Origin of the sequence: Fibrobacter sp. UWR2 (assembly GCF_002210285.1) — a bacterium.
Lineage (GTDB): Bacteria > Fibrobacterota > Fibrobacteria > Fibrobacterales > Fibrobacteraceae > Fibrobacter.
The window spans coordinates 17,596-43,357 of the sequence record NZ_MWQE01000004.1 but is presented as its reverse complement, the minus strand read 5'-3'; the positions used below and the strand labels follow the sequence as shown (position 1 = coordinate 43,357).

The 25,762-nt window shown below is 53.8% G+C and carries 28 protein-coding genes and 1 pseudogene; 5 read left to right on the top strand and 24 right to left on the bottom strand.

The annotated features are described in order from the left end of the window. Positions 1 to 4: 4 nt before the first annotated feature. Positions 5 to 595 (bottom strand): phosphoribosylglycinamide formyltransferase, encoded by a 591-nt coding sequence (purN, locus tag B7994_RS07515; protein WP_088637860.1) that lies wholly within the window; start codon positions 593 to 595, stop codon positions 5 to 7. 20 nt (positions 596 to 615) lie between these two features. Beyond that, positions 616 to 816, bottom strand: coding sequence for a hypothetical protein (locus B7994_RS07510; RefSeq protein ID WP_088637859.1), 201 nt, complete (start codon positions 814 to 816; stop codon positions 616 to 618). 131 nt (positions 817 to 947) lie between these two features. Here B7994_RS07510 and B7994_RS07505 point away from each other — a divergent pair, with 131 nt between their 5' ends. Together B7994_RS07505 and B7994_RS14180 are read left to right on the top strand one after the other, a co-directional pair. Next, positions 948 to 4,085 (top strand): GH116 family glycosyl hydrolase, encoded by a 3,138-nt coding sequence (locus B7994_RS07505; protein ID WP_088637858.1) that lies wholly within the window; start codon positions 948 to 950, stop codon positions 4,083 to 4,085. Between the two features lie 885 nt (positions 4,086 to 4,970). Next, positions 4,971 to 5,102 (top strand): annotated as a pseudogene (locus tag B7994_RS14180) (adenine-specific methyltransferase EcoRI family protein); the annotation flags it as partial. Positions 5,103 to 5,162: 60 nt separating this feature from the next. Here the strand turns inward: B7994_RS14180 and B7994_RS07500 are convergent. The 22 genes from B7994_RS07500 to B7994_RS07395 form a co-directional block, all read right to left on the bottom strand. Then, a complete protein-coding gene (locus B7994_RS07500) occupies positions 5,163 to 5,897 on the bottom strand; it encodes an RNA-directed DNA polymerase (protein WP_088637857.1) in 735 nt (244 codons plus the stop codon). Positions 5,898 to 5,914: 17 nt separating this feature from the next. Continuing rightward, complete coding sequence (locus B7994_RS14450; protein ID WP_088637856.1) at positions 5,915 to 6,472, bottom strand: FISUMP domain-containing protein; 558 nt, start codon at positions 6,470 to 6,472, stop codon at positions 5,915 to 5,917. A 14-nt stretch (positions 6,473 to 6,486) separates the two neighbouring features. Beyond that, complete coding sequence (locus B7994_RS07490) at positions 6,487 to 7,314, bottom strand: hypothetical protein (RefSeq protein WP_088637855.1); 828 nt, start codon at positions 7,312 to 7,314, stop codon at positions 6,487 to 6,489. 136 nt (positions 7,315 to 7,450) lie between these two features. Beyond that, entirely contained in the window at positions 7,451 to 8,368 is a 918-nt protein-coding gene (locus B7994_RS07485) for an FISUMP domain-containing protein (RefSeq protein ID WP_088637854.1), read from the bottom strand. Between the two features lie 11 nt (positions 8,369 to 8,379). Continuing rightward, the gene (locus B7994_RS07480; protein WP_088637853.1) at positions 8,380 to 8,760 is read right to left on the bottom strand and encodes a hypothetical protein; all 381 of its coding nucleotides are present in this window, start codon (positions 8,758 to 8,760) and stop codon (positions 8,380 to 8,382) included. A 9-nt stretch (positions 8,761 to 8,769) separates the two neighbouring features. Continuing rightward, positions 8,770 to 9,657: a hypothetical protein gene (locus tag B7994_RS07475; protein WP_088637852.1), complete on the bottom strand. Its 888-nt coding sequence runs from the start codon at positions 9,655 to 9,657 to the stop codon at positions 8,770 to 8,772. After that, entirely contained in the window at positions 9,650 to 10,234 is a 585-nt protein-coding gene (locus B7994_RS07470; protein ID WP_088637851.1) for a putative phage tail protein, read from the bottom strand. Before B7994_RS07470 ends, B7994_RS07475 begins: the two co-directional genes overlap by 8 nt. Further along, the gene (locus B7994_RS07465) at positions 10,234 to 11,442 is read right to left on the bottom strand and encodes a discoidin domain-containing protein (RefSeq protein ID WP_088637850.1); all 1,209 of its coding nucleotides are present in this window, start codon (positions 11,440 to 11,442) and stop codon (positions 10,234 to 10,236) included. The genes B7994_RS07470 and B7994_RS07465 overlap by 1 nt, the downstream gene beginning before the upstream one ends. After that, on the bottom strand, positions 11,433 to 11,750 hold the full coding sequence (locus B7994_RS07460; RefSeq protein WP_088637849.1) for a phage GP46 family protein: 318 nt from the start codon (positions 11,748 to 11,750) through the stop codon (positions 11,433 to 11,435). Before B7994_RS07460 ends, B7994_RS07465 begins: the two co-directional genes overlap by 10 nt. After that, positions 11,747 to 12,241, bottom strand: a complete 495-nt coding sequence (locus B7994_RS07455; protein ID WP_088637848.1) for a hypothetical protein — start codon at positions 12,239 to 12,241, stop codon at positions 11,747 to 11,749. Before B7994_RS07455 ends, B7994_RS07460 begins: the two co-directional genes overlap by 4 nt. Then, on the bottom strand, positions 12,242 to 12,706 hold the full coding sequence (locus B7994_RS07450; RefSeq protein ID WP_088637847.1) for a phage baseplate assembly protein: 465 nt from the start codon (positions 12,704 to 12,706) through the stop codon (positions 12,242 to 12,244). It lies immediately after the preceding gene. Further along, positions 12,703 to 13,716: a phage baseplate assembly protein gene (locus B7994_RS07445; protein ID WP_088637846.1), complete on the bottom strand. Its 1,014-nt coding sequence runs from the start codon at positions 13,714 to 13,716 to the stop codon at positions 12,703 to 12,705. The genes B7994_RS07450 and B7994_RS07445 overlap by 4 nt, the downstream gene beginning before the upstream one ends. Continuing rightward, entirely contained in the window at positions 13,706 to 14,983 is a 1,278-nt protein-coding gene (locus B7994_RS07440) for a DNA circularization N-terminal domain-containing protein (protein WP_088637845.1), read from the bottom strand. The genes B7994_RS07445 and B7994_RS07440 overlap by 11 nt, the downstream gene beginning before the upstream one ends. Then, a complete protein-coding gene (locus tag B7994_RS07435; RefSeq protein ID WP_144063794.1) occupies positions 14,984 to 16,966 on the bottom strand; it encodes a phage tail tape measure protein in 1,983 nt (660 codons plus the stop codon). It abuts the gene before it with no gap. A gap of 69 nt (positions 16,967 to 17,035) precedes the next feature. Further along, positions 17,036 to 17,596 carry a hypothetical protein gene (locus tag B7994_RS07430; protein ID WP_088637843.1) on the bottom strand — a complete coding sequence of 187 codons (561 nt, stop codon included), beginning with the start codon at positions 17,594 to 17,596 and terminating at the stop codon, positions 17,036 to 17,038. A gap of 2 nt (positions 17,597 to 17,598) precedes the next feature. After that, on the bottom strand, positions 17,599 to 17,958 hold the full coding sequence (locus B7994_RS07425) for a hypothetical protein (RefSeq protein ID WP_088637842.1): 360 nt from the start codon (positions 17,956 to 17,958) through the stop codon (positions 17,599 to 17,601). Between the two features lie 10 nt (positions 17,959 to 17,968). Further along, complete coding sequence (locus tag B7994_RS07420; protein WP_088637841.1) at positions 17,969 to 19,417, bottom strand: phage tail sheath subtilisin-like domain-containing protein; 1,449 nt, start codon at positions 19,415 to 19,417, stop codon at positions 17,969 to 17,971. Further along, on the bottom strand, positions 19,401 to 19,970 hold the full coding sequence (locus tag B7994_RS07415) for a phage protein Gp37 (RefSeq protein WP_088637840.1): 570 nt from the start codon (positions 19,968 to 19,970) through the stop codon (positions 19,401 to 19,403). Before B7994_RS07415 ends, B7994_RS07420 begins: the two co-directional genes overlap by 17 nt. After that, the gene (locus B7994_RS07410; RefSeq protein ID WP_088637839.1) at positions 19,970 to 20,413 is read right to left on the bottom strand and encodes a gp436 family protein; all 444 of its coding nucleotides are present in this window, start codon (positions 20,411 to 20,413) and stop codon (positions 19,970 to 19,972) included. Before B7994_RS07410 ends, B7994_RS07415 begins: the two co-directional genes overlap by 1 nt. Before the next feature lie 7 nt (positions 20,414 to 20,420). Beyond that, positions 20,421 to 21,503, bottom strand: a complete 1,083-nt coding sequence (locus B7994_RS07405) for a hypothetical protein (RefSeq protein ID WP_088637838.1) — start codon at positions 21,501 to 21,503, stop codon at positions 20,421 to 20,423. Between the two features lie 20 nt (positions 21,504 to 21,523). Further along, positions 21,524 to 22,228, bottom strand: a complete 705-nt coding sequence (locus tag B7994_RS07400; protein WP_088637837.1) for a capsid cement protein — start codon at positions 22,226 to 22,228, stop codon at positions 21,524 to 21,526. A gap of 18 nt (positions 22,229 to 22,246) precedes the next feature. Beyond that, positions 22,247 to 23,551 (bottom strand): hypothetical protein, encoded by a 1,305-nt coding sequence (locus tag B7994_RS07395; protein WP_088637836.1) that lies wholly within the window; start codon positions 23,549 to 23,551, stop codon positions 22,247 to 22,249. A gap of 96 nt (positions 23,552 to 23,647) precedes the next feature. Between B7994_RS07395 and B7994_RS14085 the strand changes: the two genes are divergently transcribed. The 3 genes from B7994_RS14085 to B7994_RS07385 are packed head-to-tail and all read left to right on the top strand — an operon-like array spanning position 23,648 to position 25,696. Next, the gene (locus tag B7994_RS14085) at positions 23,648 to 23,884 is read left to right on the top strand and encodes a hypothetical protein (protein ID WP_158213109.1); all 237 of its coding nucleotides are present in this window, start codon (positions 23,648 to 23,650) and stop codon (positions 23,882 to 23,884) included. Further along, entirely contained in the window at positions 23,881 to 24,303 is a 423-nt protein-coding gene (locus tag B7994_RS07390; protein WP_158213108.1) for a phage terminase small subunit-related protein, read from the top strand. The genes B7994_RS14085 and B7994_RS07390 overlap by 4 nt, the downstream gene beginning before the upstream one ends. Next, the gene (locus tag B7994_RS07385; protein WP_088637834.1) at positions 24,290 to 25,696 is read left to right on the top strand and encodes a terminase large subunit domain-containing protein; all 1,407 of its coding nucleotides are present in this window, start codon (positions 24,290 to 24,292) and stop codon (positions 25,694 to 25,696) included. Before B7994_RS07390 ends, B7994_RS07385 begins: the two co-directional genes overlap by 14 nt. The last annotated feature ends 66 nt before the right edge of the window (positions 25,697 to 25,762 follow it).

Sequence of the window (25,762 nt, the reverse complement as noted above, 5' to 3'; positions counted from 1 at the left end):
TGTTCTAGGACCTGAGTTCCGCAGCATAGTCGCGGATAGTTTTCCAATAAAGATTGTGTTCCTGCTCGAGCACGCGGGCGGCAAGCACTTCCGGCGTATCGCCTTCCAGCACGGGCACCTTCACCTGCGCAAGAATACGCCCCTGGTCGATTTCCTCGCTCACTAGGTGCACCGTCGGGCCCGATTCCTTCTCGTGAGCAGCAATCACGGCCTCATGCACGTGGATTCCCCAGAACCCCTTGCCCCCATATTTGGGCAAGAGCGACGGATGAATATTCAAAATACGGTCGGGCATACGGTGAATCATACATGCGGGCAAAGCCTTCATGTAACCAGCCAGTATAAGCAGGTCTACATCGTACTTGTTGAGCACATCCATCATCGCAGTTTCATAGTCCGCAACGACCGGATGGGTTTTCCCCGAAATATGATAAACAGGTATTCCGAATTCTTCAGCATGCGAAACAGCGCCACACGTTCCGTTATTCGTAATCAAAAACTTGCACTGAGCCTCGAGGTCCCCCTCCCCAATGCGGTCAATAATTGCTTTAAAGTTGCTTCCGCCACCGGAAGCCATCACGCCAATTTTAAACATGGCGCCAAAGATAGCAAAAGTTACTTGTGGTCAATGCCTGGCGGAGTGCGCAAGTAGTATATAATGCAGGGCACCATAACGCAGAGCACAGTCACCGCGGCTGTCAGGTACACGAACCATTCCTGCACCGTCACCGAGGGCGGAAGAAGGAAGGTCTTGACGAGTGCAAAAGCCACAATGAGGAAAACGCCAGGGAGCAGGTAAGACATCAACTTGTTCATGATTTAAAAGATAATACTTTTTTTGCCCGAGTTCCGTTTTGTAAACACTTTTTTGTTTTCCAGCAAGCGCAACCGCCTTACAATTTGTAATTTTTTACCCCGGAAATAAACCTTAATTCATGGAACCTACTATGAGCATTAAAGAATACCTTGCCGGCGCAAAACAGGCCGGTTCCGTCCAGAAGCTGATGACCCCGGGCCTCGCCGTGGAATTTATCCAGCCCTGGTACACCCCGCTTTCTACGACCCCCTCTACCACGGGTATTGCTGTCGGCGGTATCGGCTCGACATTCACCGCAACGCCTGCGGGCACCACTCCCGTGATGAACGTGATGCCGGGCGTGCAGGTCCGCACCGAAAAGCCCTCCGACCTCCGTTTTAACAACTTCTTCTTCCGCGAATCCGTGATTGACGCGAAGGCAGCGCTTGAAATCGGTGACTTCGCCGGCTTCACGCAGATGCTCGCCAAGTACCCGCTCGTGGACGCGAAGGGCGAAGCCCTCTTCAGCGCCGCAGAACTTGCAAACCAGAAGAAGGCCGAGGCCAAGCTCAACAAGGCCATCGCCGAAAAGGATTTCTTCAAGAACAACAAGGCCGCGTTTGAACGCTGGCACATCGAATGGAGCGACCGCACCGCAGCCCTTTTGAACAAGGCCGGTGCAGAACTCAACCGCAGCGCCGTCATCGACTTCTTCAACGGTGTCGTGGGCGAAAAGGCTGTGCGTCAGGGCGCACTCACCGCCGCTTGGGCAAACGACAGTGAATTCCTGGGACAGGCCGGTTACGATGCCGCCAAGATGCAGTACGCCGCCCTCTACCCCGTGAGCGAAACCAAGTACGAAGGCAAGGGCGTGCAGATTGTGAAGACCCAGTCCAGCTACGTGACACCGGGTGACGAACGCCTCTCCAGCCTCCCGGTGAACGCGACCGTGTTCACCCTCGAAAATACCACCAAGGAAACCCGCGAAGTCACGATTGTGCAGGTGCAGGACTGCATCGCCGGTTACATGGCCAAGAAGGACCGCCAGGGCGTTCAGGACTCCAGCTTCGTGCTCGTTCCGTCCGCACGCTTCCCGAAGGGCGTAAAGTTCAGCAAGCAGGCCAAGGACGGTCGCGAAGTCCGCGGTCTCGAATTTTACAACGAAAAGCCGCTCGCCGAAAGCGACTTCAACGGCTGCATGGGCGTATCTGTCGCCTGGAACAAGAAGGACAACCTGAACGTTTCCGTGAAGCCGATGTTCTACCAGGATGACGCCGCCTCCGTGCTGAAGGGCGCTCTCCGTAGCGGTCGCGTTTGCGAAGCCTGGGTCAAGAACGTTTACAGCGGCCGCGAAACGATGGCCGGTGCTGTTGCCGTTACCGCAGTTCTCAAGCCGAAGCAGAAGGTGTCTTTCCAGTTCAACCTGGTGCTTGACTTCCCCGAAATCAAGCTGAACAAGCTTACTTCCGCCAAGAAGTACACCGCATTCTTCCCCGAAGCTTATGGCCGCGTGGGCGCTATCCTCGAAGAAGCCCTCGCCGCCGACAAGAACATGGACGCTCGCCTCAAGGCATTCGAAGCTCTCGTTCCGAAGAAGGCCGTGGCCAAGCTTTACAAGACGGCTGCCAAGCAGGACGAATTCAAGAGCCTCGCCATCAACACGCTCAGCTTCCTCGCCGAAGCCACCGTGTGGGACAAGGACGACCGCTTCCTCGTCCGCGAATGCGCCGACTATCCGTTCTTCAACTCCCTCGACGTTTACTTCTACGGCAGTTTCAGCCTGATGGCCCTGATGCCGCGCCTCGACGGCGTGGTGATGAAGCGCTTCGGTGATGCGATTCTCGCCGTGAACAACAACCGTCGCCGCCACCACGAATATGTGAACCACCCGTTCGCCGACCTTCCGGATCCGAAACTTGAAGGTCCGCGCGCCGTGCGTGGCGCCGTGATTCACGACCTCGGAAGCCCCTTCGACGCTGAACCCGATGCCTACGACTGGCACAACGTGAAGGAATGGAAGGATCTCGCTCCGAAGTATGTGCTAATGGTTCTCCGTCATTACGTGAAGACGCAGGACAAGCAGAACTTGCAGGATTGCAAGGAAGCCGTTTACGCCGCCATGCAGTACCTCGAAAAGATGGTGAACGAAGGCGAAAACTTCCCGCTCACCCACGGTACCGACGACACGTTCGACAACCTCTCCAGCCACGGCATTTCCGTGTACTGCGGTAGCCTCTGGATTGCAGGCCTCCGCGCAGCCGCCAAGATTGCCGAAATCCTCGGCGACAAGCAGCAGGCCGACACTTGGAACGCCAAGGCCGACGCCGCCAACAAGGAATTCGACGAAGCATTGTGGGACGAAGCCGAAGGCTACTACCACTTCTTCGTGACCCCGATGGAAGCGAAGGACGTTGTGGCCGACAAGCTCCCGCAACTCGCCGACGCCATCAAGGAAACGCTCGTCATCGACGGCACCAACGTGAAGGCAGCCCTCAAGACCATCAACGAATGGCTCAACTCCGGCGACATTCCGAGCGACGTGGAACTTTCCAAGAATGAACTCCGCGGCCTCAAGAAGGCATGGCTCACCGCCCAGTGCAAGGAAGCCTTTACCGCTTCTTGGAACGCAAAAATCAGCAACGACTGCGACGATGTTTTCGCCGATACGATGCTCGCCGACACTTACCTGCGTCTTTTGGACCTTAAGCCGATTTGCGACAGCAAGAAGGCCAAGGCGAACCTGCTCCGCGTCTACAACACCAACTACAAGGCCAACAGCCCGCTCATCGGCGCCGCTAACCTTGTCCGTAAGGACGGTTCTCCGCTCGACGAATTCAACTTCCAGGCCCACGACGTGTGGATCGGTATTCAGTACAGCATCATGTGCGCCATGATGCACCACGGCCTTGTGAGTCAGGCTGCCGACATGGGCGATTCCATGATCCGTAACCTCTACGAAGAAGCCCGCATCCCGTTCGCCGCACCGGAAGGATTCAACGGCTCCTGCCGCCTGCACCCGGAAGCACTCGTGAAGGCCTTCGGCCTTAGCGCTACCGCCGCCGACACCCTGCACAAAGGCCTCCTGAAGAAGGGCGCCCTCCTTGCCGACAGCCGCATCAGCCCGAAGCTCCCGCGCAACCTGCCCGCCTTTACGAAGGCATTCGGCAGCATCGCGAAGGCCAACAAGGTTGAAGCGAGCGCTCTGTTCATGCTGCTCCACAGCACGGCTCTAAAGTACACCGCCGGCAAGTACTTCCGCCCCGGAATGGTGTTTGCATTGCTGTGGTAATGTGGCGACGTGTCACCCTGGAGCGAAGCGATAGGGTCCAAAACATTTAAAGGACTGCAGCGATGCAGTCCTTTCTATATAAAAAGGGGAAAGCGTGTGACTAAAGTCCCAACTGCTCGGCTCGATCATGCCAGCCCGCTAGCGGTTTGACGTCTATGACGTCCGTCGCTGCGGCTCGATAATGCAAAAACAAGTTTTTGCGCTCTCTCGCCTTGCATACTTTTGTCGCGATACTCGCCTTATGCAGTTGTCCCCTGGTTCGCACTCCGTTGCTCACTACCCTTTCTAGCGGGCTTCAAACGCCAGCTCGCAACGCCCGGGCTTCCCCCCGCCCACCCGCCCAAATGTTGTGCCGCACCTGATGCGGCCTCTCCTTTCCTCTTCGAATAATCTATATTATCGATAGACATTTTTTTGAGCTTTGTAGAAGCTCTGCATGCTCGGTCATAGAAACTCCGAGCAAGCTCGGTTTCTGCGACGCTCGCAATTTGAGCTTTTGCTCTTATTCTCTAGTCTAGAATCTCGACAATTCAAGCAATCAGAGAATAAGACGGACGCTCACGCAGATATGCTTTGACGCGCTATACCCGGTATGGTGCGTTTGGGTGTATTTCGACAGCGGCGGTTCCTCCTTCGCCGTGCACTGCTGGCGTATGCCGACGGTGCTGTCGCCCGATTGGGGCGTGAGTTGTTTGTTCTTGTTTGATTGCAGGCAGTCGAGAGCCTTAGACTAGACAAGTGCATTCAACTTCACGCCTTTTTTATATGGTGTGACAGCAGCGTCGACATTCTCGCCCCCACTCGTAGGTGGGGATAAACTCCAGCGAGAATCTAAAGCGTCAATGTTTGCACACGAATAAGGGCAAGCTCCAAGGAGCAAGCCCGATGGCGAAAAACGCTTTGTTATCAAATGCTAAAAAGGCGAAGAACGACGAGTTCTACACGCAGTTTGCGGATGTGGAAAAAGAGATGAATGCTTACTTGGAATATGACGAGTATAACGGCGCGGTTGTCGTGAGAACGCTAACCGCTTTTCGTGAGACAAAATTTAATTGAATTGCAAAACCGATTGAACGGTTATTGAGGTTTCCTTGAATCGGCTATAAATTTACGAATTTTACTGGTTCCGTTCAAGTGCTTAAACATTCCTTCGTAACTATTGATTCTTGACTCCTGTTTAGCTTGGTCGTTGTCTGGATTGACAACGGCCTTTTTGCAGTTTTTGAGCACCCTAGTGCCAGGATATACCCTATAGGGCAATATATGGACGCCAAGGAAGTCAAAACCGAAGGCGGCTGGCTGTAGTTGTATTTTATGCGGGTGAAGGGTCAAAAGAAGCTCTTTTTTCAAGAATTTTCGAATACGGTCAATGGCATCGACCAGCCGTTCTTTGTCATCTGAGACAAGGACCATATCGTCAACGTATCGGCCATAATAGCGTATTTTCAGCACTCTTTTGACGAAATGGTCCAGTTTATTCATGTAGATATTGCCGAACAGCTGCGAAGTAAGATTGCCTATAGGTAGACCTCTTTCGTCGCCCGCATATTTCATCGATTTATCGTGCGGAAGGTTGTCCCAGGCTTCGGGTGGACTACGGAATATAGCCGTATCTAGCGGTTTTGCATAGACAATCTTCTTAATAAGGTACTTGCAAAGGTCAATATCAGGGACATCGCTCCATTTGGCTCGTTCAAGGCCATCCATAATAAACCCGTAAAGCAGGTCTTTGTTGATATTCATGAAGAAGCCTTTTACATCAAGCTTGAGGGCCCAGCAATCTCTGTGAAAGTCGTTGCTGGCCGCCCGCAAGAATCCACGGGCACGATTTATGCCAAAAAGGTTCCTTTACCCTTGCGGCAACTGTATGAGTCAAAAATGAACTGTCTCTCGAAAATTGGAAACAGCCAGGAGCAGAGCAAATGATGCACTACACGGTCGCGGAAATCAGCCGCAACGACCTCTCTTTTTACGGGTAATTCGTTAATAAAGCATACAGACGGGGATAATTCGTAAGTTCTTGAATAGAGCTCCTGGGCAAGCCTTAATAGGTTGGATTCTAGGTCTAGTTCGAATTTCAGCTGGCTTCTGGTATTCCGCTTGTTTTTGCGGGCTAAACGATAGGATTTATACAGTAAACGATAAAGAGAGGGCACCGATATGGTGCCCTCCGAGGAGTCCTTGACGAGACGAACAGAAAAGGCGTTGTTAGTCTTATTGTTGTTGTTCGAGTTCATCGATGCGCCCGTATCAAAGTTACGGTTGTAGGCGTTGGTGGACGAGTTCTCTGTGGCCGTCCAGAAGTTCGCGTTGCTGCCTAAATTGTTGAAGGAGCCCGAGTTCCGGTTGCCAGCAGGAAAGGCCGCAAAGCCCTTACGACTGAGTATTCATTTAATAAGGCTTAAAAGAGGCTTTCATTGGATCTTGTAAGCGGTGTAAACCCGTCACCAGGAAGACCCGGTGATGAGGGCAGAATACTGGATTCCTCTTTGCTCGCTCCATGCGTCCGTAAACTCATGGATTCTGGCATTATCGTTTTCAAAATTTCCTCGATTTTAGTGTTTACAAACATCCATTGGTCGATGCTTACTTGTTTAAGTTCATTTAAAAGACGAAAATCAAACCGTATTCGATATAAAGAATCTATCACACTGGTCGAATCAATGGCCGTTCTATGGTTAATATAAAGAAAAATGTACTCTCCCACGTTCACCAACTCATTGACTATCCGTTCCCCGATGGTGAATTTATAGTCTCTGTCGATTTTAGGGACAAGTTTTGAAGAATAAATGATAAAGTCAAAAACCAGCCTATAAAGCAAAAATTCAGCGGTTTTTACATCTTTCTTTGATGAGTCTTTTGCATCTTTTGTGACAGGCTTTTTCTTGTCTGCCGTAGGCGAAGACAATATGCCAGATTTCCATTCCTGGAAGCCGTCAATATTTGGTATTCCCTTTATTACGATATGAGAATCGTCCAATACTTCATAAGAAAAGGCCTTCTGCTTCGCCGTCATCTGGACATCTTTGAGCACGGTCTTTGGGAAGCCGAGCCACACCAGGTCCTGCGCGACCTTTTGGACGAATCTGTGATGAACCTGGTATTTTCTAAAGATTTTTGAAAAAAGGAACGCAGAACGTTCCCAAGCCTGCCAGAACAGTCTGTCACGAAACAGATGGAGTTCGTTTCCGGCGTTATTTTCAAACTTTATGATGTCTTCTGTATTCATAAAAAAATTCGCAAGGCTGCTTCGCAGCCTTGCTTCTGGATGCTTAGCCGGGGGGCAAATTTAATTAAATTCAGGACCGTGCGCCTTGCGGCGCTCCGGTCCCGTTCGCTCTAGGCCCCAAAGGGCCTAGGCTCACTTAGGAATCCTTGACGAGACGAACAGAAAAGGCGAAGTAAGTCTTACTGACGTTGTGCGAGCCCATCGATGCGCCCGTATCAAAGCTACGGCTGTCGGCGTAGGTGGACGAGTTCTCTGTGGCCGTCCAGAAGTACGCGTTGCTGCCTAAACTGTAGAAGGAGCCCGAGTACCGGTAGCCAGCAGGAAAGGCCGCAAAGCCGAAGTCGTCGGTTCCGTTACCAGATGACCATCCTGTAGATGATTTAAGCTTCGAACCTGCTACTCCAGTACCTCCAACGGCATTGGCTAAAGCATCCCACTCTGCTGTTGTAGGGACATGCCAGCCGTTCATCAACAGTTCACGGTTGTCGTTAAGATGCTTTACTGCATGCCAATTATAGAGCAACCCGTACTTATTGCCATTTTCGCCATAGGTACTTTCACTGTTATCGTAGTACCATGCAGCGGGAGTTCCAGGAGATCCAGACGGCCCAATGTCAATACCAGAAGCCTTAAAATCAAGATTTTCAGCCATCCAAATGACACCGTTAATAGACACAGTTCGGTAAGAACGACCTCCAATATCAGCCGTTCCCGGAGTAACCAAAGTTACTTGGCCAAGACCTGAACTCGAAAAATCTGCACCGCTTACTACAAAGGCATAACTGGTATAAGCTGAAGGATAATATGTCGGGAGACTTTTACAACCGATATACCCATTTTCATCCACGACAAGCACTTTTCCGCCGAAAACCGGAAGAATCGCCTGTAAATATACACCATTGCCGCCACCACCGCCGCCGGTTATGGATGCGATGAGCTGGGCCATGTCGTCGAGCTTCGCCGAAGACGGCACGGTGACGCCCTTGTCGGTGATGGCCTGGATAATATCGGCCTTTGCGCCGTTAAGGCGCGTAATTTCGCTTGCAACGCTCATTTAAAGCCTCCTTAAATAGCCGCCAAGAGGGTTTCGATATTGCCAAGGGCGGCATTTACATCGGCCTTGCTGGCCATAATTCGCCCGATTTTGGCCACTTCCCACTTGGTAGAGTCCCACGGACCGGCGGGGGTATTCTCGGAGCCGATATCATTCTTGGCGCGGTAAAGCACACCGGAATGATACCTCAAGGCACCTTCGACATAGTACCCGTTTTCGCTATACTCATCTTCGATGTCAGCCGTTCCGGCGATTTCAGCCGCATCAAGACGCTTGGAACTCCCCTGAATGCTGAAAACGCCTTCGTAGTGGTTTTCGCGTGCGGCGGCAAGAGTCACCGGGGAAAGTTGCCCGGTCTTTTCGCCTTCGAATGCTTCGTTACTGTTAGCCATAGTCACCTCTTATGCAAGTAAAGTCGTGTCAAGGTTCGCTTTGTAGAGCAGCGCCCTGAAGGACGCCGCAATAGTAATCGCTTCTTGGTTTGTTTTAAGTTTCAAATCGACGCTGCGCTGTGCTGGTGTGCTCAATGGCGGAATAACAAGATATCCGCTGAAACGGTCATCCCTGGCGTCATAATCTTGAGTTTGTCGCCCATATTCGTTGACTTTAAGAATGGACATTTCGCAGTTTTCTTCGTTATTGTTGGCGTCTATTGCCTTGAAGGTATATTCTTTGACAATGCCTGTACTACCCGACGTTACCGGATATTCAGAATGACCTGTTCCCTTGACCATCACGATTGCGCTGTAGTCCTTGGGGACCTTAAGCGTGGCGAATTTCACGAAATCGGTAGAAACGCCTCCGGGCGTAAAGCTCTTCCAGCCCGTATCGGTCATGGCGACCGGGTTGGTTTCGAGCTCGTAATACTTCCAAACGTACGCAGCACCATAGGAGAAGAACGTCAAAAGGACGCTTGAACCGCCCTTGATAGAGATTTCCTTGCGAGAAACAGAATTCTGCGGCAAAGATACAATTACAGGATAGTCCGTTCCACGGGTTACCAGTAGAATCGTATTGGCCCCGGTGCCGCCGACGCCGTCAATCGTGACCGTTTCAGGCTCGCCGGACAGCGAAGAACTGTGATGGATAACGACGGCAAAGCCACTCGAAGCAGTAGACAGGTCCACTGCACGGTTTTCCGTATTGAACACCTGGACCTTTTTGCCGTAGTTGGGCGGCAAGGGCAAGTGTCCGGCCTCTTCTTCATCATTCGTGAACGACGGATTCTGCAAGGCATTCATCAGTTCCGGGGGAATGATAGTGCCCGTTTTAAAATTTATCTTATTCATTTTCGTCCTCCAGGATAAGGAATTTGTCGCTTTCGAGCTTCAGGAGCTTGCCGTCCTCAAGTTCAAGGAATTTTTCTTTAGAGATCTGCCAGCGGATCTGCGTGAACGGGATTTTCTCGGCTTCGAGCAGGTCCACGATACGGTAAATGCCGTGCTGCGGGTGGTCGCTGGTCACGGTCCAGGTGTACTGTTCGTCCGGGTCGTAGATTTCAAAACCCGCACGGCCAAGGCCCGCACGCAACATGCGCGGCGGCTTCACGATGTCGATTTCAAAGCCCATCGACGCAGCAAGCGCCTTGTAGTGGCGTTCGGCAATGCCAGAATCACGGTTGATGGCTTCCAGGAGCGCCGCCCTGCGGGCTTCAATGGTGCCGGAATGGCCTAATTCGTAAAGGTTTTCCCACTTTTCGAGCGTCGCGGTGGCCGAACTGGGGAAGATTTCGCGGTAAACGCCGTCTGCGCTTTCCAGGGCGCGGTCAAGCTCCTTGCACACCGCATACTCTTCCAGGTCCATCTGGAGCGGGTGCAGCCGCGAGAGCGCCCTGTAATGCCGACTATCGAAAAAATTTTCACTCATTACTGCACCACCAGTTCACCAAGGACAAATCGGTCTGTTTCATTTTCGGGATAGATTGCCGAAGTCTGTTCCTGGTACGCCCCGCCGTTCTTCGAGACCTCGACAACGGCATTGGACCCGCCGTGCTTGAGCACGAACACGACAATCTGGGCGGGGATAAACAGGTCGCCTGCGCTGAGGTCGGCAAAATACTTGGTCACGTCTTCCCGGAAGCCGTCTTCGTCCATATTGGACAAGCCGCTTACCGTGACGCGCAGGGAAAGGGTCGTTTCTACAGGGACATTGACCCAGATTTCACGCGGGGCCACCGGCCCTTCGTCTTCGCACTTGACGCGGACGGCTTCGCAGCAGCGCATAGAGAGCGTGCTGGGGCCAATGAGCATGAGCACCGTGCCCACGCCGTAGTAGTTCTTGAGGCATCGGGATGTCGTCGGGGCTTCGTCGGATTCAGCCGGTTCGTAGATTTCGAGTCCGAAGCACTTGACGGCGTTCAGGGATGCAGTCTGCCAGCTTTCAAGAGCCTCGATTTCGTCGAGTTCTACCTTGACATATCGGGTAGAAACAGATTCGAAAGTGGTCATGGCCCACCAGTAGGCGCTTTCAACCTTGCCCTGCTTGGTCCAGGTCGAGCCATCGTCGGACGTATAGACATTGAAAGAAGCCGGTCGGTTGGTAATGAAGCCAAGCCCGATGCCGATAATTTCCTTGGAACCGCCAAAGTCAATAACGACATACTTTTCGGTGTCGCTGGAGCCGCAGGTAAAGGCGATGTTCTCGCGGTCGTGCGGCTTGACGGCGTTGGCGGCGCTCAGGTCGGGCATATTGCCGGAAATCATCGAGGATTCGAGCTCGACAGCCTTGCCGGCAGAAGACGCTTCGAGCGCCCAGCGTTCGTAGTCGCTTGGCTTGCCGCCGCTCTTCGGGTTGCGAAGATACGACAGGATGAGCGTCAAAAGCTCGCTTGCGGTCAGGTTGCTGTAGTCCAGCCCTCGGTCGTTCGCCCACTGTTCCAGGCTCTCCTGGTTCATCGTGGTCGGGAAAATCTGGTCAAGGGTCCAGTCCATCTGCTTGTATAGGCCCCAAATGGCGGACGCGGCTGTCGCGAAGCGGATATAGGTTTCCGTGCCCTGGCTGATATTTATCAGCGGGTCTATATTCTTCGCATCGGTCACCATGCGCTGAAAGATCTGGTCAACTGTTACGGCCATTGTCTAACCTCCACGAAACGGGTAAATTCAATCACGTCGCCATTGTAGGCGGTACATTCCACATGCACCTGGAGCTTGTCGCTATCGATATAGGTAGCCGTCGAGACGACGCTTTTCAGGTGCTTGTAGTCAATCATCCACTGCAACGCCTCGGCGGCGTATGTTTCGGCCCTGCTCCTGGTCTTCTCGGGCGCCACTTCCCGGGCGAGTTCCTTGAAGCGGTGGCCAAATTCGGGCTTCTTGTAAAAGGATCCCTTGGCGACGGTAAGCGAGAGCTGGACTTCTTCTTTAATCTGGTCTGTAGTCATTGTAAAAACTCCGGGAAAGGTGACGGGCTCGGCGGTGTCGTCGGCATGGTCTCGGTGACGGTGCAGACGGCGGTCTTCAAGACGGTTTCAATGTCTCCGAAAAGCTTCTTGTAGGGCTTTTGAACTTCATTCGTGGTGACGCAGGCCATTATGGCAGCCAGAACGCCCGCCTGGGCAGCCGCGAAGGTCGGAACGACGGAAACTACGGCCACGCCACCGTGGGACGGAATTCCAGGCTTAGGAAGGCCCTGCCAGTAGGCGCAGAGCTTCGCCGCCATGTTGGCAGGCGTCCCGCTGGACGGGTCGAGCACCGAGAAGGCGCTTTCCAGGAGAGACTTGTCGCCACCCGCCGAAAGGTCCGCGCCGAGAATGATGCCGCCCTTGGCGTAGTCGTCGTATGCCTTGGCAAGCTGCGGGGCCACGCTTGTCTTGCCGTCGGCGGCCTTGACAATCCGGGTAAATTCGGAATCGAGAGTGTCCAGGTCAAGCATTTACGCCCCCGTGTCCTGTTTGTCCGTCGGTGCCGTAGGTGCGCCGAGGTTGCCGATGTGGGTGTGCTGGTTGTAGTTGTCGCGCAGCTTGGAAAGCTTGCCCACCTTGTCGCTCACCTCGCCATTTACGCGAAGGTCGCCATCGACATCGACGCCGCCATCTGCCTTGATGGCGACGGTGCCGTCATCCTTGAGGATGATGTAGTGGGCCTTGTCGCTGTAAAGTGCAGTTTCGCCCTCCTTTACGGCGGGGCGGTCCTTGCCGTCGCTCGCAACCGCAACGACTACATTGCCGAATTGCAGGAAAAGGCAGCGTTCGCCAGACTTGGGAATGCTGATGAAGCCAAAGTGCTGCATCATCTGCCGTTCTTCAAACTGTATGCCGTTGGCCTTGCCGCTGATACTGCGGAGTTTTCCAGCAATATCCTTGCAGCTTGTCACGACGCTAGTGAAAAATTTCATCATAGGGAGCCTCCCGGTTGCAGTTCCAGGCGGGTGCGTTTGCCGTTCTGCCTGTCAAGGGTGAACGTGCGGCGCTTAATCAGGTAGGAGTCAACCGCACCGTTGTAATGGTCTTCTACATCGCAAAAGGCGTTGACTGTCCAGGGCTTACCGTTCTGCGAATGCCCAGGAACTGTATATTCGAGCTGGATGGCTGAAGCCTTTTCCGTCGCAAGCTGGAGTTCTGCGGTGCGCTTCGCGGGGCCCTCGTTTTCGTTCCAGTTCACGACAAGCGGGCGGTAGAACGGGAAATCGTCATTCTTTACCTTTGCCGCCACATACTTGATGTCGTCATCATCCTGGCTTTCGCCGATAACCTTGATGAGCGAATGCTGCCCGTTCAGTGTCTCGGTGACGGAGCCTTCGATGTAGTCCATTTCCTCGCCGTTTTCAAAGGCGTGGATCTTGAAATCTGCCTGGCCGCGGGCAACCGGCTTGTCAAAGACCAGTTCGCCTTCGGGAGACGCCCAGAACAGGAAACCCTGCGAATTTGCAGCCTTCTTGAGGACATCGAAAACGCTGTCTCCCGGAGAAAGTTCCACGAACTTTCTATTGACCTGAACCTTGTTGGATTTGGACTTGAAAACAAAATCCTTCCTGGAGATAATCGGCAAGTCCCGTACCAGCTTTTCAGCCAGTGCGGGCAAAGTCGTCGGCAAAGTCCCGAAGTTTGTCACGCTGGAGTCTGCCAGGACGGACGCGACGGAACGCCCCTCGATTTCTAGCTTTGGCCCGCTGCGAGACAGCGAACGACGCACGGAATCGACAATGCCCTTCATCACGCACTTGCGGTTCACGTATATTTCGCAGGGATCGCCCTTGGTCACGTCATACTTGGAATCGCACTCAAACGAGAATGAGCCCTCCGGGGAATAGAGGTCCGCGTCAATCGTATAGCTTACGAACTTGTCCACGCTATATCGTTTTGCATCGCGAGCGTTCACAACAAACAAGATGACTTCATCATTCTCCATAGACCATCACCTTGCCTTGCATGAAAGTGGGATTCTTGACATTGTTCAATGCGCAAAGACGTTCAGCGGCCTTGTAGTTCAAGCCGTTTTCCAGGGCAATCTTGTGAAGCGGAGTTTCGTGGGACACATCGACCGTCTTTGTGGTCATGTATTCCAGCTTTATGCGAAGTACCGCATCGGATAGCATCGCGGCCATGTTCTTGAGCCTGTAAGGGCTTACAGCCTGCGGAAGGACTTGCTGAATGAACTCCCTTGCCAGGGCTAGGGTATCTTCCAAATCGGCAGGCGTAACAAGGTAGACTTTGCTTTCCTCTGCCAGTTCACGGCCTTCGGCATCGTCCATGACAATCCGTTCTGCGGCGAAGGATTCGCCCATCTTTTTCTTGTCATCGGAAATCTGCTTGGCAGTCTCTGTCGCGACTGTTGCCGCCGCAAGGGTCGCAAAAGCCGAACGGACGCTTGCAGGGGCGTCATAAAGGGATGCCAGCATAGAAGACGCGCTACTCACCAAAGTGGCCGTAGAAGCCCTGGATTTGCCATTATTCAGACCTGTCTTTCTGGCAAGAGTCACGAAGGAATCGCAACATTCCTGGATAGCCTTTGTCAAGGTTCCAGATAGCGAGTCCAAGTAATCGATAGTAGTGTTTATAGCATCGACTGGAGCCTTGACGGTAGCAAGGGCGCCAAGGAGTTGTCCCATCGCCTTGCTTGTCGCATTGGCAAAACTGCGGGCGGCATCGCCAAGAGACGACCACGCGTCAATAAGCGACCAGTCCGAAGATCCCGGGATGTCGGGAACGCCCGTCTGTTGCATCGATAGAGCCACGCTTTCCTGTACTTCCAGGTTGAGGGCCTGCGCCTGCTTGAAATTGTTCTGGTAGGGGTCCGTGTAACTTTGGATGTCGGGCTGGATTTCATCGACTTCGAAATCGAAGGTGAACTCGCAGAAACGGCGACGGCGGTCATTTCTGAAAGAAGCCGTCTTCGGGTAGCCGTAAATAGTCCCGTGGTCCGGGTGAAAGAGTTCTACAGGCTTCTTGAAAATGGACAAAAACCACTTGCGCAGCGACTGATAGTTATTGTCGTAGTCTTTATTTGAGAGAACGCCTGAAAACTTGAAGGTTTCCGGGTTGACGCCCATGTCTTCATGGTCCGCCCCGTTCTTGTAGGGGTAGGTCGTGGACGAGATGGCATGAGAGATGTCATCGTCGATGGATACGAGCTTAAGTTCCCACGGGCCCAGCTTTGCGGTCTTCGCTTCTGCCATTTACGCCCCCCAGCCCGGTGTATTCTTGTGGACCTTGACCTTGGGCGGCTTGCCCTTGTCGGTTTCCACTACGGTTTTCCCGGAAGAATCGATGTTGATTACAAAATTCGCCATGTATTCCTGGGCAGACACGCCATTTTTCCCGTCGCCGTTCTTGATGGCGTTCTTCATCAGAGTGTTATACATGTTCAGGTCGGCATAGAGCTTGTCGAGTTTCTTCTGCGAAGGCAAAAAACTGTTTTCTTCCTTTTGGATTTCGAGCAGGGTTTCGCCGTGCTTCTTGCTATACACCGCAGCCTTGCTGCCATACCGTTTTTCAAAATTCTCCTGGTTACGTTCCACCATGGCGCGGCTGTTGGCCTCGACATCGGCAACGACATTGCGCCATTCCATGAACGCCTGGCCAAAGTCGTAGATCTTGTCCATTGCCCAGGTGGTGGCAGCCGTAAGGCCGATGCGACCAAGGGCGGTATTGCCGAGCTTGTTCAGCCCCGCACGTGCGGTAGAAAGTCCCTGGCGGAACCTGCCGACCTCTCTTGTGGTAGTTTCCATCGCCACGGAGGTCTGCTTTGCCATATTCTTGACAGGCGGAACATCGTCGTCCATGTAGTCGGAGCCACCGCCTAAACCGTCGCGCATGTTGACCACGAATACCTTTTGGACAGAAGCGTTCAACGCAGAAGCGCCCGCACTGGTGGCAGACGGTCCAGCGCCGCCCTTCTTGCTCCAGATTCCCTTGATATCCCTGGCAAGCCCAGCGACATCCTTCACGAGGCCGCCAATCTTGACGGCACCCAAGGCGATAGCTGCAACGGCCATCGCCTTGAAGCCAGCCGTGACAATCCCCTGATGGCGGGAAAGGAAGCCAAGCGCTGTCGTGAGCTGTTCCACGGGGCCCGTAAGGTTCGTGTCGGCAAATTGCAGTGCGACAGCCTTCATCTTGTCAACATTGCTATTGAACGAATTGGACGCTTTTTGGTAGTAATCTTCCAGGACATCGGAATTTTTCATCCCTTCGATACCAGCCTTGGCAATGTCTTCCATCCTTTCCCAGTTGTTTTGGAACTCCCCAATCAGGGGATTGATGGCTTTCATCGAGGATGCGCCAAATACAGGCGACAACTTTTTAAGACTTCCGCCCGTCTTTGCCATGATTTCCTTGATAATTACATCAAATTCGCGAAGTTCATTGTTCTTGTCGAATACACTTACGCCAAATTTCTTTTTTATATCGGCAGCCTTGTCGATCAGTTCAGAAAATAGCGCAGAAACCGATGTCGTTGTTTCCGCTGAACTCTTGATTTTTTCATTGACAATTTGGAGGAAAGAACCGAATTTGGCGAATTGATCCGTGGATTTAATGCCAAACGTAGATGCAGACGCCAGCAACGCCTTTCCTTCGGCGGCGAAGCTCTGCAATGTAAAGGAACCCTTTTCGCCTTGAATAATCAAGGCATTAAAGGCATTAAGAACCTGGTCGGCGCTATACCCCATGGAACCTTTCATGGAAGACGCTACGGCAGCCAGGTCTTCAATAGAAGTTTGGGAAGCCTTGGACGCCTTGGCTAGGCTAACGCTCATCTTTTCGGCAAAATCAAAGTCACCCGTGATTTCACCGATCTTTGAAACACCGTTCAGGATTTCATTGGCGGCAACCCCTGTTTCGACCGCCGTCTTATGCAGCGATTCGCGGAACACCTTCGTGTCCGCGTCGCTTTTCTTTGCGGCAAAGCCGTAATACATGAGCGATTCGGAAAGGTCGCCCACATTCTTGATGGCCATGCCAAGCCCACCGCCAAGGACCAACGAATTGAAAGGCGTGACCATACGGTCTGCAAGCCCCCGTAGGGAACTACCGACACGCGCAATGCTTGCACGGGCACGGACGCCAAAGCTGTTAATCGAGGCGGAAGACTGTCTAAGGCCGGTTTCAAGCCTTGTCGGGTCCGCGCCGATACGCAATGTAACGCTATTGTCAGCCAATGCTCTGCCATCCTTTATCGTTGGCCAAATAGCCCTTCATCGAAAAGATGAGGAGCCACTGGGCGTCGTTTAGTTCTCTTGCGGGGCAACCAAAATACGCAGAAGCTTCCAGGCTACAGGCAAGCTTAAGACTTTCGAGCGAATCTGGTCCGGTTTTTTTTTGAGAATGTCCTTGAGCTGTTCAAATTCTTCGTCCGAGAGCTTTTCCAGGTTCGGGTCGTTCTCGTCGGAGAAGGCATTGTAGGCATCGCACAAGGCTTTCAGTTCGTCATTTGTGCACAGGGTTCGCATGTGCTCGGCGCTGGTGAACACCGGCTTTCCCGTGGCAGGGTCAGAAAACGCCCGCCACATACCGTGCACAGCTTCCTGTTCACGGTAGTCCGCCAGGTTCTGCATGCCGATTTCGATACCGTCACGGTTGAACTCCTGCTGGTTATCGACTTTCGCCTTGCGGGCTTCTGAGACCGTCAAAAGCCTCATTCGGACTTTCACGCCCGGGACACCGGGCCACTCGATATCCTTGAAGACATCGTGCGACGCCTTGATTTGGTCGATAATCGCAGATTCTGCGACATCGACCTCTTCGGCGGCATCACGGGCGGCCTTGATTTTGTCAGACAAAGCGGTCATGGCTACTTCTTGTCCTCTGCGTAGAAGTCAAGCTGCGATTCCTTGGCGGTCTTGCCGTCCACTTCGTTCGGGGTGGACTTGAGCAGGTGAACGCCGGTATAGGTGACCTTGTTACCGCCAACATAGTTGATGATGAAGGTCCAGCCGTTATCGTTCGAAGCCTCTTCCTTGACCCAGTCCAGGTCGGCACCGGATTTCGGAAGGTAGGTAAGCGAGAAGGAATGCTTCGCCGGAACCTTGATGTAGTCTTCGCCGTAGAAGGTTTCTACGGTGGTGGCGACTTCGGTTTCACCTTCCTTGAATTTCGAGAAGTCGGTGATTCTGGAGCCGTCTTTGACGAGAGTAAAAGAAGAAATTCTCATGGTTCACTCCTTACAGGTAAAGGTCGATGGTGGAATAGATCTGGTTCAGGCCAGGCACGACAGGGGCCGGAATCTGGCAAAGCATGCGGCCAGGTACGTTCGTCGATTCCTGCGTGACGAACTGGTCTTCGTATTCTTTGATGTAACGCAAGATTTCTTCTTTTTCAAGGTCTTCGGCCACCTTCTTGTTTTCTTCGTTGATGGCGTCCGCAAGGAGTGCATGGATAACCTTGTTTTTGAACTTCACTTTGTGCGTAGAAAGAATAGCTTCGCGGAAATAGTCAAGCGAAGCGATGACCCCGGTATCGTTGAGTTTATTCCATTCAGAACCGCTATTCTTTGTACGCGTGGTCACGGCACGCACGATGCAGAGCTGGCCATCTTCTTCGACGAGAGGAATCACGCCGCCGTTGAGCAGCAGATCTTGTTCTTCGCCACTCCACTTGTCTTCCAAAGCCGGGGTGGCAAGGCCAGGAATGGCTACGCTGTTCATCGGCACGTTCGGCTTGGAGTTGCTGGCAAAAATCGCACCGAGACCAGCCGCGATTTCCCATGCGGTAGCGTTGAGCTTGTTTTTTACTGCCGCGATGTGGATGCGTTCATAGTTATGGTACTTACCTTCGTTTGCGGCATTGGTTGCAGCCCCAGAAACAAGAGTAGTTCCATCCATAGTCGGAGTAGCCACCATGCCGCAGATGGCACGCTGACCACGCTGTTCGAGCGGTGCGGCAGCAGCTTCAAGATGTACCTTGAGATATCCGAGGTTCGTTCTGTCATTCACCGGACTTACGATGATATGATAGCGTTCCGCAAATACGAATGCAAGAGCGGTTTGGAGGTTCACAGTCCCTTCGCCAGCCGTAGCGGTTGTAGAACCGGCTGTCACGCCTGTTGCCGTACTGAACCCACTCACGTTGAGGCCACCCGCAGCCGTGGAAACATACGCACCCTTGCACTTTGCAGTAAGGGTGATTGTTCCAGAAGAGGCTTCAGCGGTAAACGGAGCGTCTGGGGTGTTGTTGATTTCAGCTGCGAGAGCCGTGGCGATATCGGCTGCCGCATCAGTCTTTGCGACGCCGGTCACGATCTGAACGCCGTTGCATTCGACGCCCACCTGACCTGCAGCAGTTGCATTTCCAGTAAGCGTGAACGCCCAAGTGGCAGCAGAACCGCCAGCCACATTGTAGCACAGGAACGAAATCTGTGCATACTTCCAAGCCTTCTTAGCAGCCTTGTACATCTGCATGAGCACGGATCCCGCACCCGCGAGGGCTATTGCATCCTGCTCGGTAGCAACTTCCGTCGGCCTGAATGCCGCAATGCTGCCCGCAGATGACTTGTCGCCAATAAGGAGCACCTTCTGAATGTTGGCGGGGAGACCGTTCGGGCCTGCGTAATAGTTGTAGGCCGTATAGGACCCCGGGATTTTAGTTTCGGGGATATTAGGGGACAGGTTCATTGTTTACCTCTTTGAAAATGACTTCGCCCTGGGCAAGTACCTCGTGTTCGGGCGTTTCGCTCTGGAACGTAGAGCCGATGGAGAGCAGTTCCCTGTAGTTTTCTTCGGCGGCTTCGGGCACGACCGTGAACTGCGTCTTAAACTTGATTTCAAACAGCGTCAGGGCAAGGCCAAGATGTTCCGTCGTGGACACATCGTTCCAGCCGCTAACGGTTAGGGGCTCCATCTGAAGCCCGAGATCGTTATGGTGCAGCTTCTGCACCACATAGGACACCATCGGGTGAATCATCATCCTGCGCTGTTCCTCGTTCGCAAGGTTCTTCACGATGAGTGTCACCACCACCTCGACGGACTCCGTAATCTTGTCCATTCCTTCCGGCTCGAAATCGCCCTTGATGATGGCGACCGTAAAGCTCGGGTGAGTGATGGTCTGTAAATCCTTCTGGATATCGACAGCCTTGAAGACCATCTGCGGGGTATTCCCAGCCTCAATCAGTTCCTTGATGGCCTTTTCTATCACATAGCAGTTAGTAACGGCAATCGGCGTACTCATCAGAACCTCATGGATTCAAGCGAAAACATGGCTGGTCCGCCGTTCAGCTTCGAAGCGACGGAAAAGCCAGATTCGACGACAGGTTCATCAGGATCCACACCGATATCCTGTTCGCCATCGGCAATGCGGATAAGCAGCTTGATGGCGTTATCGTAGCGGAGCTTCATACCGTCAGTGATATTCAGCTCCGTCACGCGTTCGTACAGATTGTAGATGCTCAGGTCAATGCAGACCATGCGCAGCACTTCCGGGACACTCTGGAACGGACGCGGGAAACGCTTCCTCACGTAAGAGTCGATAAGCGTGGAACTTTCCTTGATGGCCTTTTCCACGATTTCGACATTGACCGTGCCAGTCGCGTTCGGCGAGAGGTCGTCAGTGACCTCTACCAGACGTGCCTCGGGCACATGGCCCTTGATGTCCTCGTAAGTGCAGTAGTTCATGGGAGCCTTAGCCTGCGGCCTTGATGATATTCTTCAGGAGGAAGCCTGCATCCTTGGCGACCACGACTTCCTTCTGGTAGAAGCCGGCCTTGATGATTTCGGCACCCTTGAGGCCAATCTTTTCGTCTTCGATGATCGTTGCGTAACGGTCACCCACCTGTGCGGTCATACCCCAGGCGATGCCTTCCTTGAGCGTGGAAAGCGGCTCGGTGTAATGGGCCCAGATGTTGTTGCCCCAGCAACGTTCGAGCTGCGGATTCTTGGCGTTCTTGGTGGTGTTCACGCGGGCTTCACCGACGAGGATGTCATCGACTTCGAACAGGGCCTTGATTTGTTCGCGGGTAGCGACGCCAGCGCCGTTGGAGTTCGGGTAGATAGCGCGGAGTACGTTCGCGTCGGTGCGGAGCTTTGCCCACACGACGGCGTTCATGCCAAGGATATTCGGACGGGCAAGCGGCTTTTCGAGATAATCAAGAATGACTTCCACGATATTGAAGCCGTCGGCACCGATACCCTGGTTGTCTTCGTAAGTATGCGAAAGACCGGTTCCATAGTTCGAAGTATTCTGCACAATGCCTGCAACACGCATTTCCCTGCCCAGAAACACCTGGTTCATAAGATATTCAAGGTTCGTATTGACAAAGCGTTCCTTGTTCTTGATCTGGTCGATATCTTCCTTCGGAACAATAGTCTGCAAGCCATGGGCTTCGGCAACAGAAGCCTTTTCTTCGCCGGAAAGGTGGATGATATTCGGCTCGGAAGTGCGGCCCACATGGGTATCAGGTGCGGCAAACGAATCGCCCTTGGTGCGTTCGTAATACTTGAACGCAAGTTCCGGGCCGTCGAGCACCTTGACCGGCATCACCTGGTCGGCAATCATCTTGCCGTTCTTGTAGGCGGCCACAAGGTCGGTCTGCTGCACGCCAATCGGCAAGAGCAGGCCAGCGGCAAGAGCGCCACCGTCGGAGCCAAAGATATTGGCGAAAATCTGCGGAACGCCGCAGGCGGTAAGCGTGTCTGCACCTGCGAAGGCTGCTACAGAGCACACGAGAGCGAGGAGAATGAGCGGGATTTTGGTCATCTTCTTCATGTTTTTGTCCTTGTTAAAGTTTAAAGCCCTGCCGCAGTCTTGCCGCTGTAGCCAAACGCGACCGTGATAATGTCGCCAGAGGCACCTGCAGTGAGAGCCACGCCGTAAGTTTCGGCAGACGCGCCAGCCGCGACAGCCTTGCCGTTCGAATCGACGGCGATAAGGTTACCGACAGCCACATTGCCGCCAGCGAGCACCTTCACGTTGCCGCTGGTCTGGATGACGATATTCGCACCGCTTGCGGTATCGGAATCGCCGCTTACGCCGAGCGGAGCAGAAGCAGCAGTGCCAACCTTGACCTTATTCGTGTCGGTTCCTGCCTTCACGAACAGGTGCTTGCCGATGGCTTCTTCGGCCTTGAAAGTGGTTTCGTTCGTCGCGGCACCCTTTTCGAGCTTGATACGCACCAGGTCGCCGTCGCCGGTTGCGGCATCGAGAGCAACAGCCACGTAGGCATCGCCAGCGGCAGCGGCAACAGCCTTGCCGTTCGCGCCGACCTTGAGCTTTGCGCCAACGGCGAAAGCACCGCCAGCGGTCACTTCGGCAATGCCGTCAAGCTGGACATCCTGGCGACCATCCTGTGCGGCATCCAGTTCGTAGCTCACGCCAACGGCATCGCCGTCAGCGGAAGCGAGTGCGACAGTACCTTCTGTTGCGCCAAGAGCGACAAATCGGAAGGCGGGGACGGCATTAGACGCCGTAAAATTGAGGACATTGCCCTTCATAGGATTCTCCTTGATTGTTTAAACCTTGATTCGACCGTATTCTTCCGCAGCTTCGGCAAACGAAAGCACGCGGCCCTTAGATTCCTGCTCCGCCTTGTACCTGGCAAGAGCTTCACCAGCCGCAAGCTGCGGCGTATCGTGCATGCCCTGGGCTTCGCCGAACTCCACAATCTTCGGGAGCGCGGCAACCGTCTTGGCAAGCACATTTGCAACATTCACGCGTTCATCGCCTTCGCCGAAGCAGCCTTCGCCATCGACGGGCACTTCCTGGCAGAAACCGAAAATCTTCATCAGGTTGTCCTTGAGTTCCTGATTGCAACGACCTTCGGAAATGGCGTTGTCCAAAGTCTCAGAGAATGCCGCACCGGCACGGAGGCGCTGCGCCTGGAGCTTTTCGGCCCTGAGAGTATCGTTCTCTGCCCGGAGCGCGGCATTCTCTTCGCTCAGCCGCGTCGCTTCGCTAGAATTACCTTCCGGGATAGAATCGGTCGGTTCGTCGCGAGGGGGCGTTGTAGGCTGAGGATTCTGATTCCCGTTCTCCAGCGAATCAGAACCGCTTTCGTTCGGTTCACCGAAAGAAGCTGTAGATTCAGCGGGCTTTTCCACGGCAGGCTTGGGCAGCTGCGGGAAATCCTTCGCATCCTTCAGGACACTTTCGATTTCTTCGAGGTCCTTGATGGTGTATTCCGGGAAAACTTTGTCGGCGGCCTCGATGCCTTCCTTTTCAATGAGCTGTTCGCGCTGGCTGCGGAACAGGCGTCCAATGCCGCCAATCTTGTACACCAGCGACTCGAACACGGATCGCGGCACCAGGCGGTCCCATGCGAACGGCTCTGCAAAGACGCTCACGTCCTGCTCTGTAACGCCCTTGTCGGAATCGGCGAACATACCTTCGCCAAAGCAAAGCGGGGCCATACCCTTCATGGCAGGGCCGACCGCACCGAGAGCGCCCAGGTGTCGCAAACCCTTCTTCAAGTTGCTGTAAACGGCAGCCGAAAGATACTTGAAACCGCCCTTCTTCACCTCTTCGGCAAAGTCCGGGTCAACATCGTCTAGCTTCACCTTCAGCACCTTGTCTTCCACCTTGGAATCGACAATGGAGCCGACACGCGGATCGTCAACCTTCGGGTGGCCCTTGACCATCGGCGGCTGGTAGCCTGCGGCGAGCTGGTCGTGGATTCCCTGGTTGAGTTCTTCGAGGTCAGCTTCGCTAAAGTCGTGAGTGTTGCCCGCCATATCTACGACGGGGCCGGTCTTGAATGCCTCGACCCACGGCTCGCGCAGGTCGGTGGATTTCAGAATCTTCGGATGCTTATCTTTCATGGCTCCAAATTTACCCGCTTGCCCGCGAAAGAGGACATGACAATGTCATGCCCTTTGTCAGTGTTTTACGGCTACATTTGCACGGAGGTATATTCCATGGATAAAACTTTCTGGCAAGAGGCATTGAAACAGTTCGGCGTGGGCATTGTCTTCGCCGTCATGCTCGCCATCTTCTACACGAACGAAAACGCCAAGTGGGAAAAGAACGCCGCAAATGACCAGGTGCGATGGGAAGCCGTATTGAAGCAATACAGCGACGACCAGAAACGAGCACTCGAAGCGATACGCGCATGCTGCACCGAGAACCACGCAACACCCGGGAGAATGCCATGAGCAAGGCGGAACTCAAACCAAAGGCGAAAGAACTTTACACCATCCACCAGCTGAGTCTCGCAGACATCAGTCGCAGGCTCAACATATCCACGCGCACCCTGCAGAACTGGAAGGCAGAAGACCGCTGGGAAGAAACCCGCGCAGAAATCAGCGGCGGCGAAAAGAACTTCCACGCCGAACTCTTCAGCCTGGGCGAAGTGATGGCCCGAAAAATCAAGCAGGACGAACTCGACGGCGTGAAGATTGCCCCCGAACGCTACACCGCGCTCCAGCGCATCATCGACACCGCAGAACACGCCCGCAAGTACGAGGCCGTGGCACCGAAAAAGAACAAGTCCGACCTTTCCCCGGAAGAACGCGCCAAGAAGGCGCTCGAAGAAATCAAGAAACACCTGGGCGTTTTAAATGGCAGCACTTGACGATTTTTTCTTTCCTTACCAGAAGCGCTGGCTACTTGACAAAAGCAAGGTCAAGATTTTCGAGAAGTCCCGCCGTATCGGTGGAACGTGGGTCCAGAGCTTCGAAGACGTGCAGGACTGTATCGAACAGCCCGGACTGAAAGTCTTTTTCAGTTCCGCCGACATGACGGCTGCCGCCGAATACATCGACTATTGCGACTCCTGGATTCAGAAGCTCAACGCCATCGCCAAGGCGCTCGCCGAAGTCAACTGCGAAGACATCGAGGACTGCGTTTTCGCCGACGAAGACAAGGGCGTCAAATCCAAGCTCATCGAGTTCTGCAACGGCTCCAAGATTTACGTGCTATCCAGCAACCCCAAGGCATTCCGTTCCAAGGGTGGAAAAATCGTGTGGGACGAAGCCGCCCACCACGAGAACGACCAGAAAATGTGGGCAGCCGCGAAGCCTGCCGCCATGTGGGGCTATCCCATCCGCATCTTGTCAACCCACAACGGCGTGAACAGCCTATTCTACAAGCTCATCGACAAGTGCCGCAAGGGAGAACTCGACTACAGCGTCCACACCGTGCCCATCCAGCTCGCCGTCGAAGAAGGCGTCGCCGACCGTATCTGCGGGCGCAAGCTCACCAAGAAGGAACGCGAGGAATGGCTGGAACAGGAGCACAAAGGGTGCCTTACCGAAGCCATCTGGCAAGAGGAATACTGCTGCAACCCGCAGGACGAATCCAAGGCCATGATAGGCTACGACCTCATCCACAGCTGCGAGCGCCAGGGCGTGCTCGGCATGGAAAAGGCAAAAGGCCCTCTTTACCTCGGCTGCGACGTGGCACGCCACCGCCACCTCTACGTCATCTACGTTCTCGAAGATGTAGGCGGCACGCTCGTTTGCCGCGCCGTCGAAGCCTACCAGAACAAAAAGTGGAGTTTCCTGGAACAAAAACTCTACAAGTACCTGATGCTCCCGAACCTTGTCCGTGCCTGCATCGACCGCACCGGCGTAGGCGACCAGTTCACCGAACGCGCCCAGGAAAAGTATGGCTCCGTCAAGGTCGAAGGCGTGCTGTTCACGAACGCCGTCAAGGCAGACCTCGCAATAAACCTGCTCCAGGCGTTTGAAGACCAAAAGATTGTCATCGAGAAGTGCCCCAAGTTCCCCGGAGTCGAAGGCCGCATCGAGGACGAACAGGCCGAAAGCATCCACGCCGTCCGAAAGATTGTCACCACCGCCGGAAACGTGCGCTACGACGCCGCGAGCACCGAGCAGGGCCACGGCGACTTCTTCTGGGGGGCAGCCTTGGCGTACCACGCCAAAAACGCAAGCGACACGGGCCCGATATTCGTGCAAACGACCAATCCGTTCAAGGGGAAAAACGTGGATTTCAGCACCTTCTAAAAAATCGCACAGAACGGCCCTTTCTAGCCCTTTTTTGTTTTGGACTAGTAAACGGTCATCCGAGTT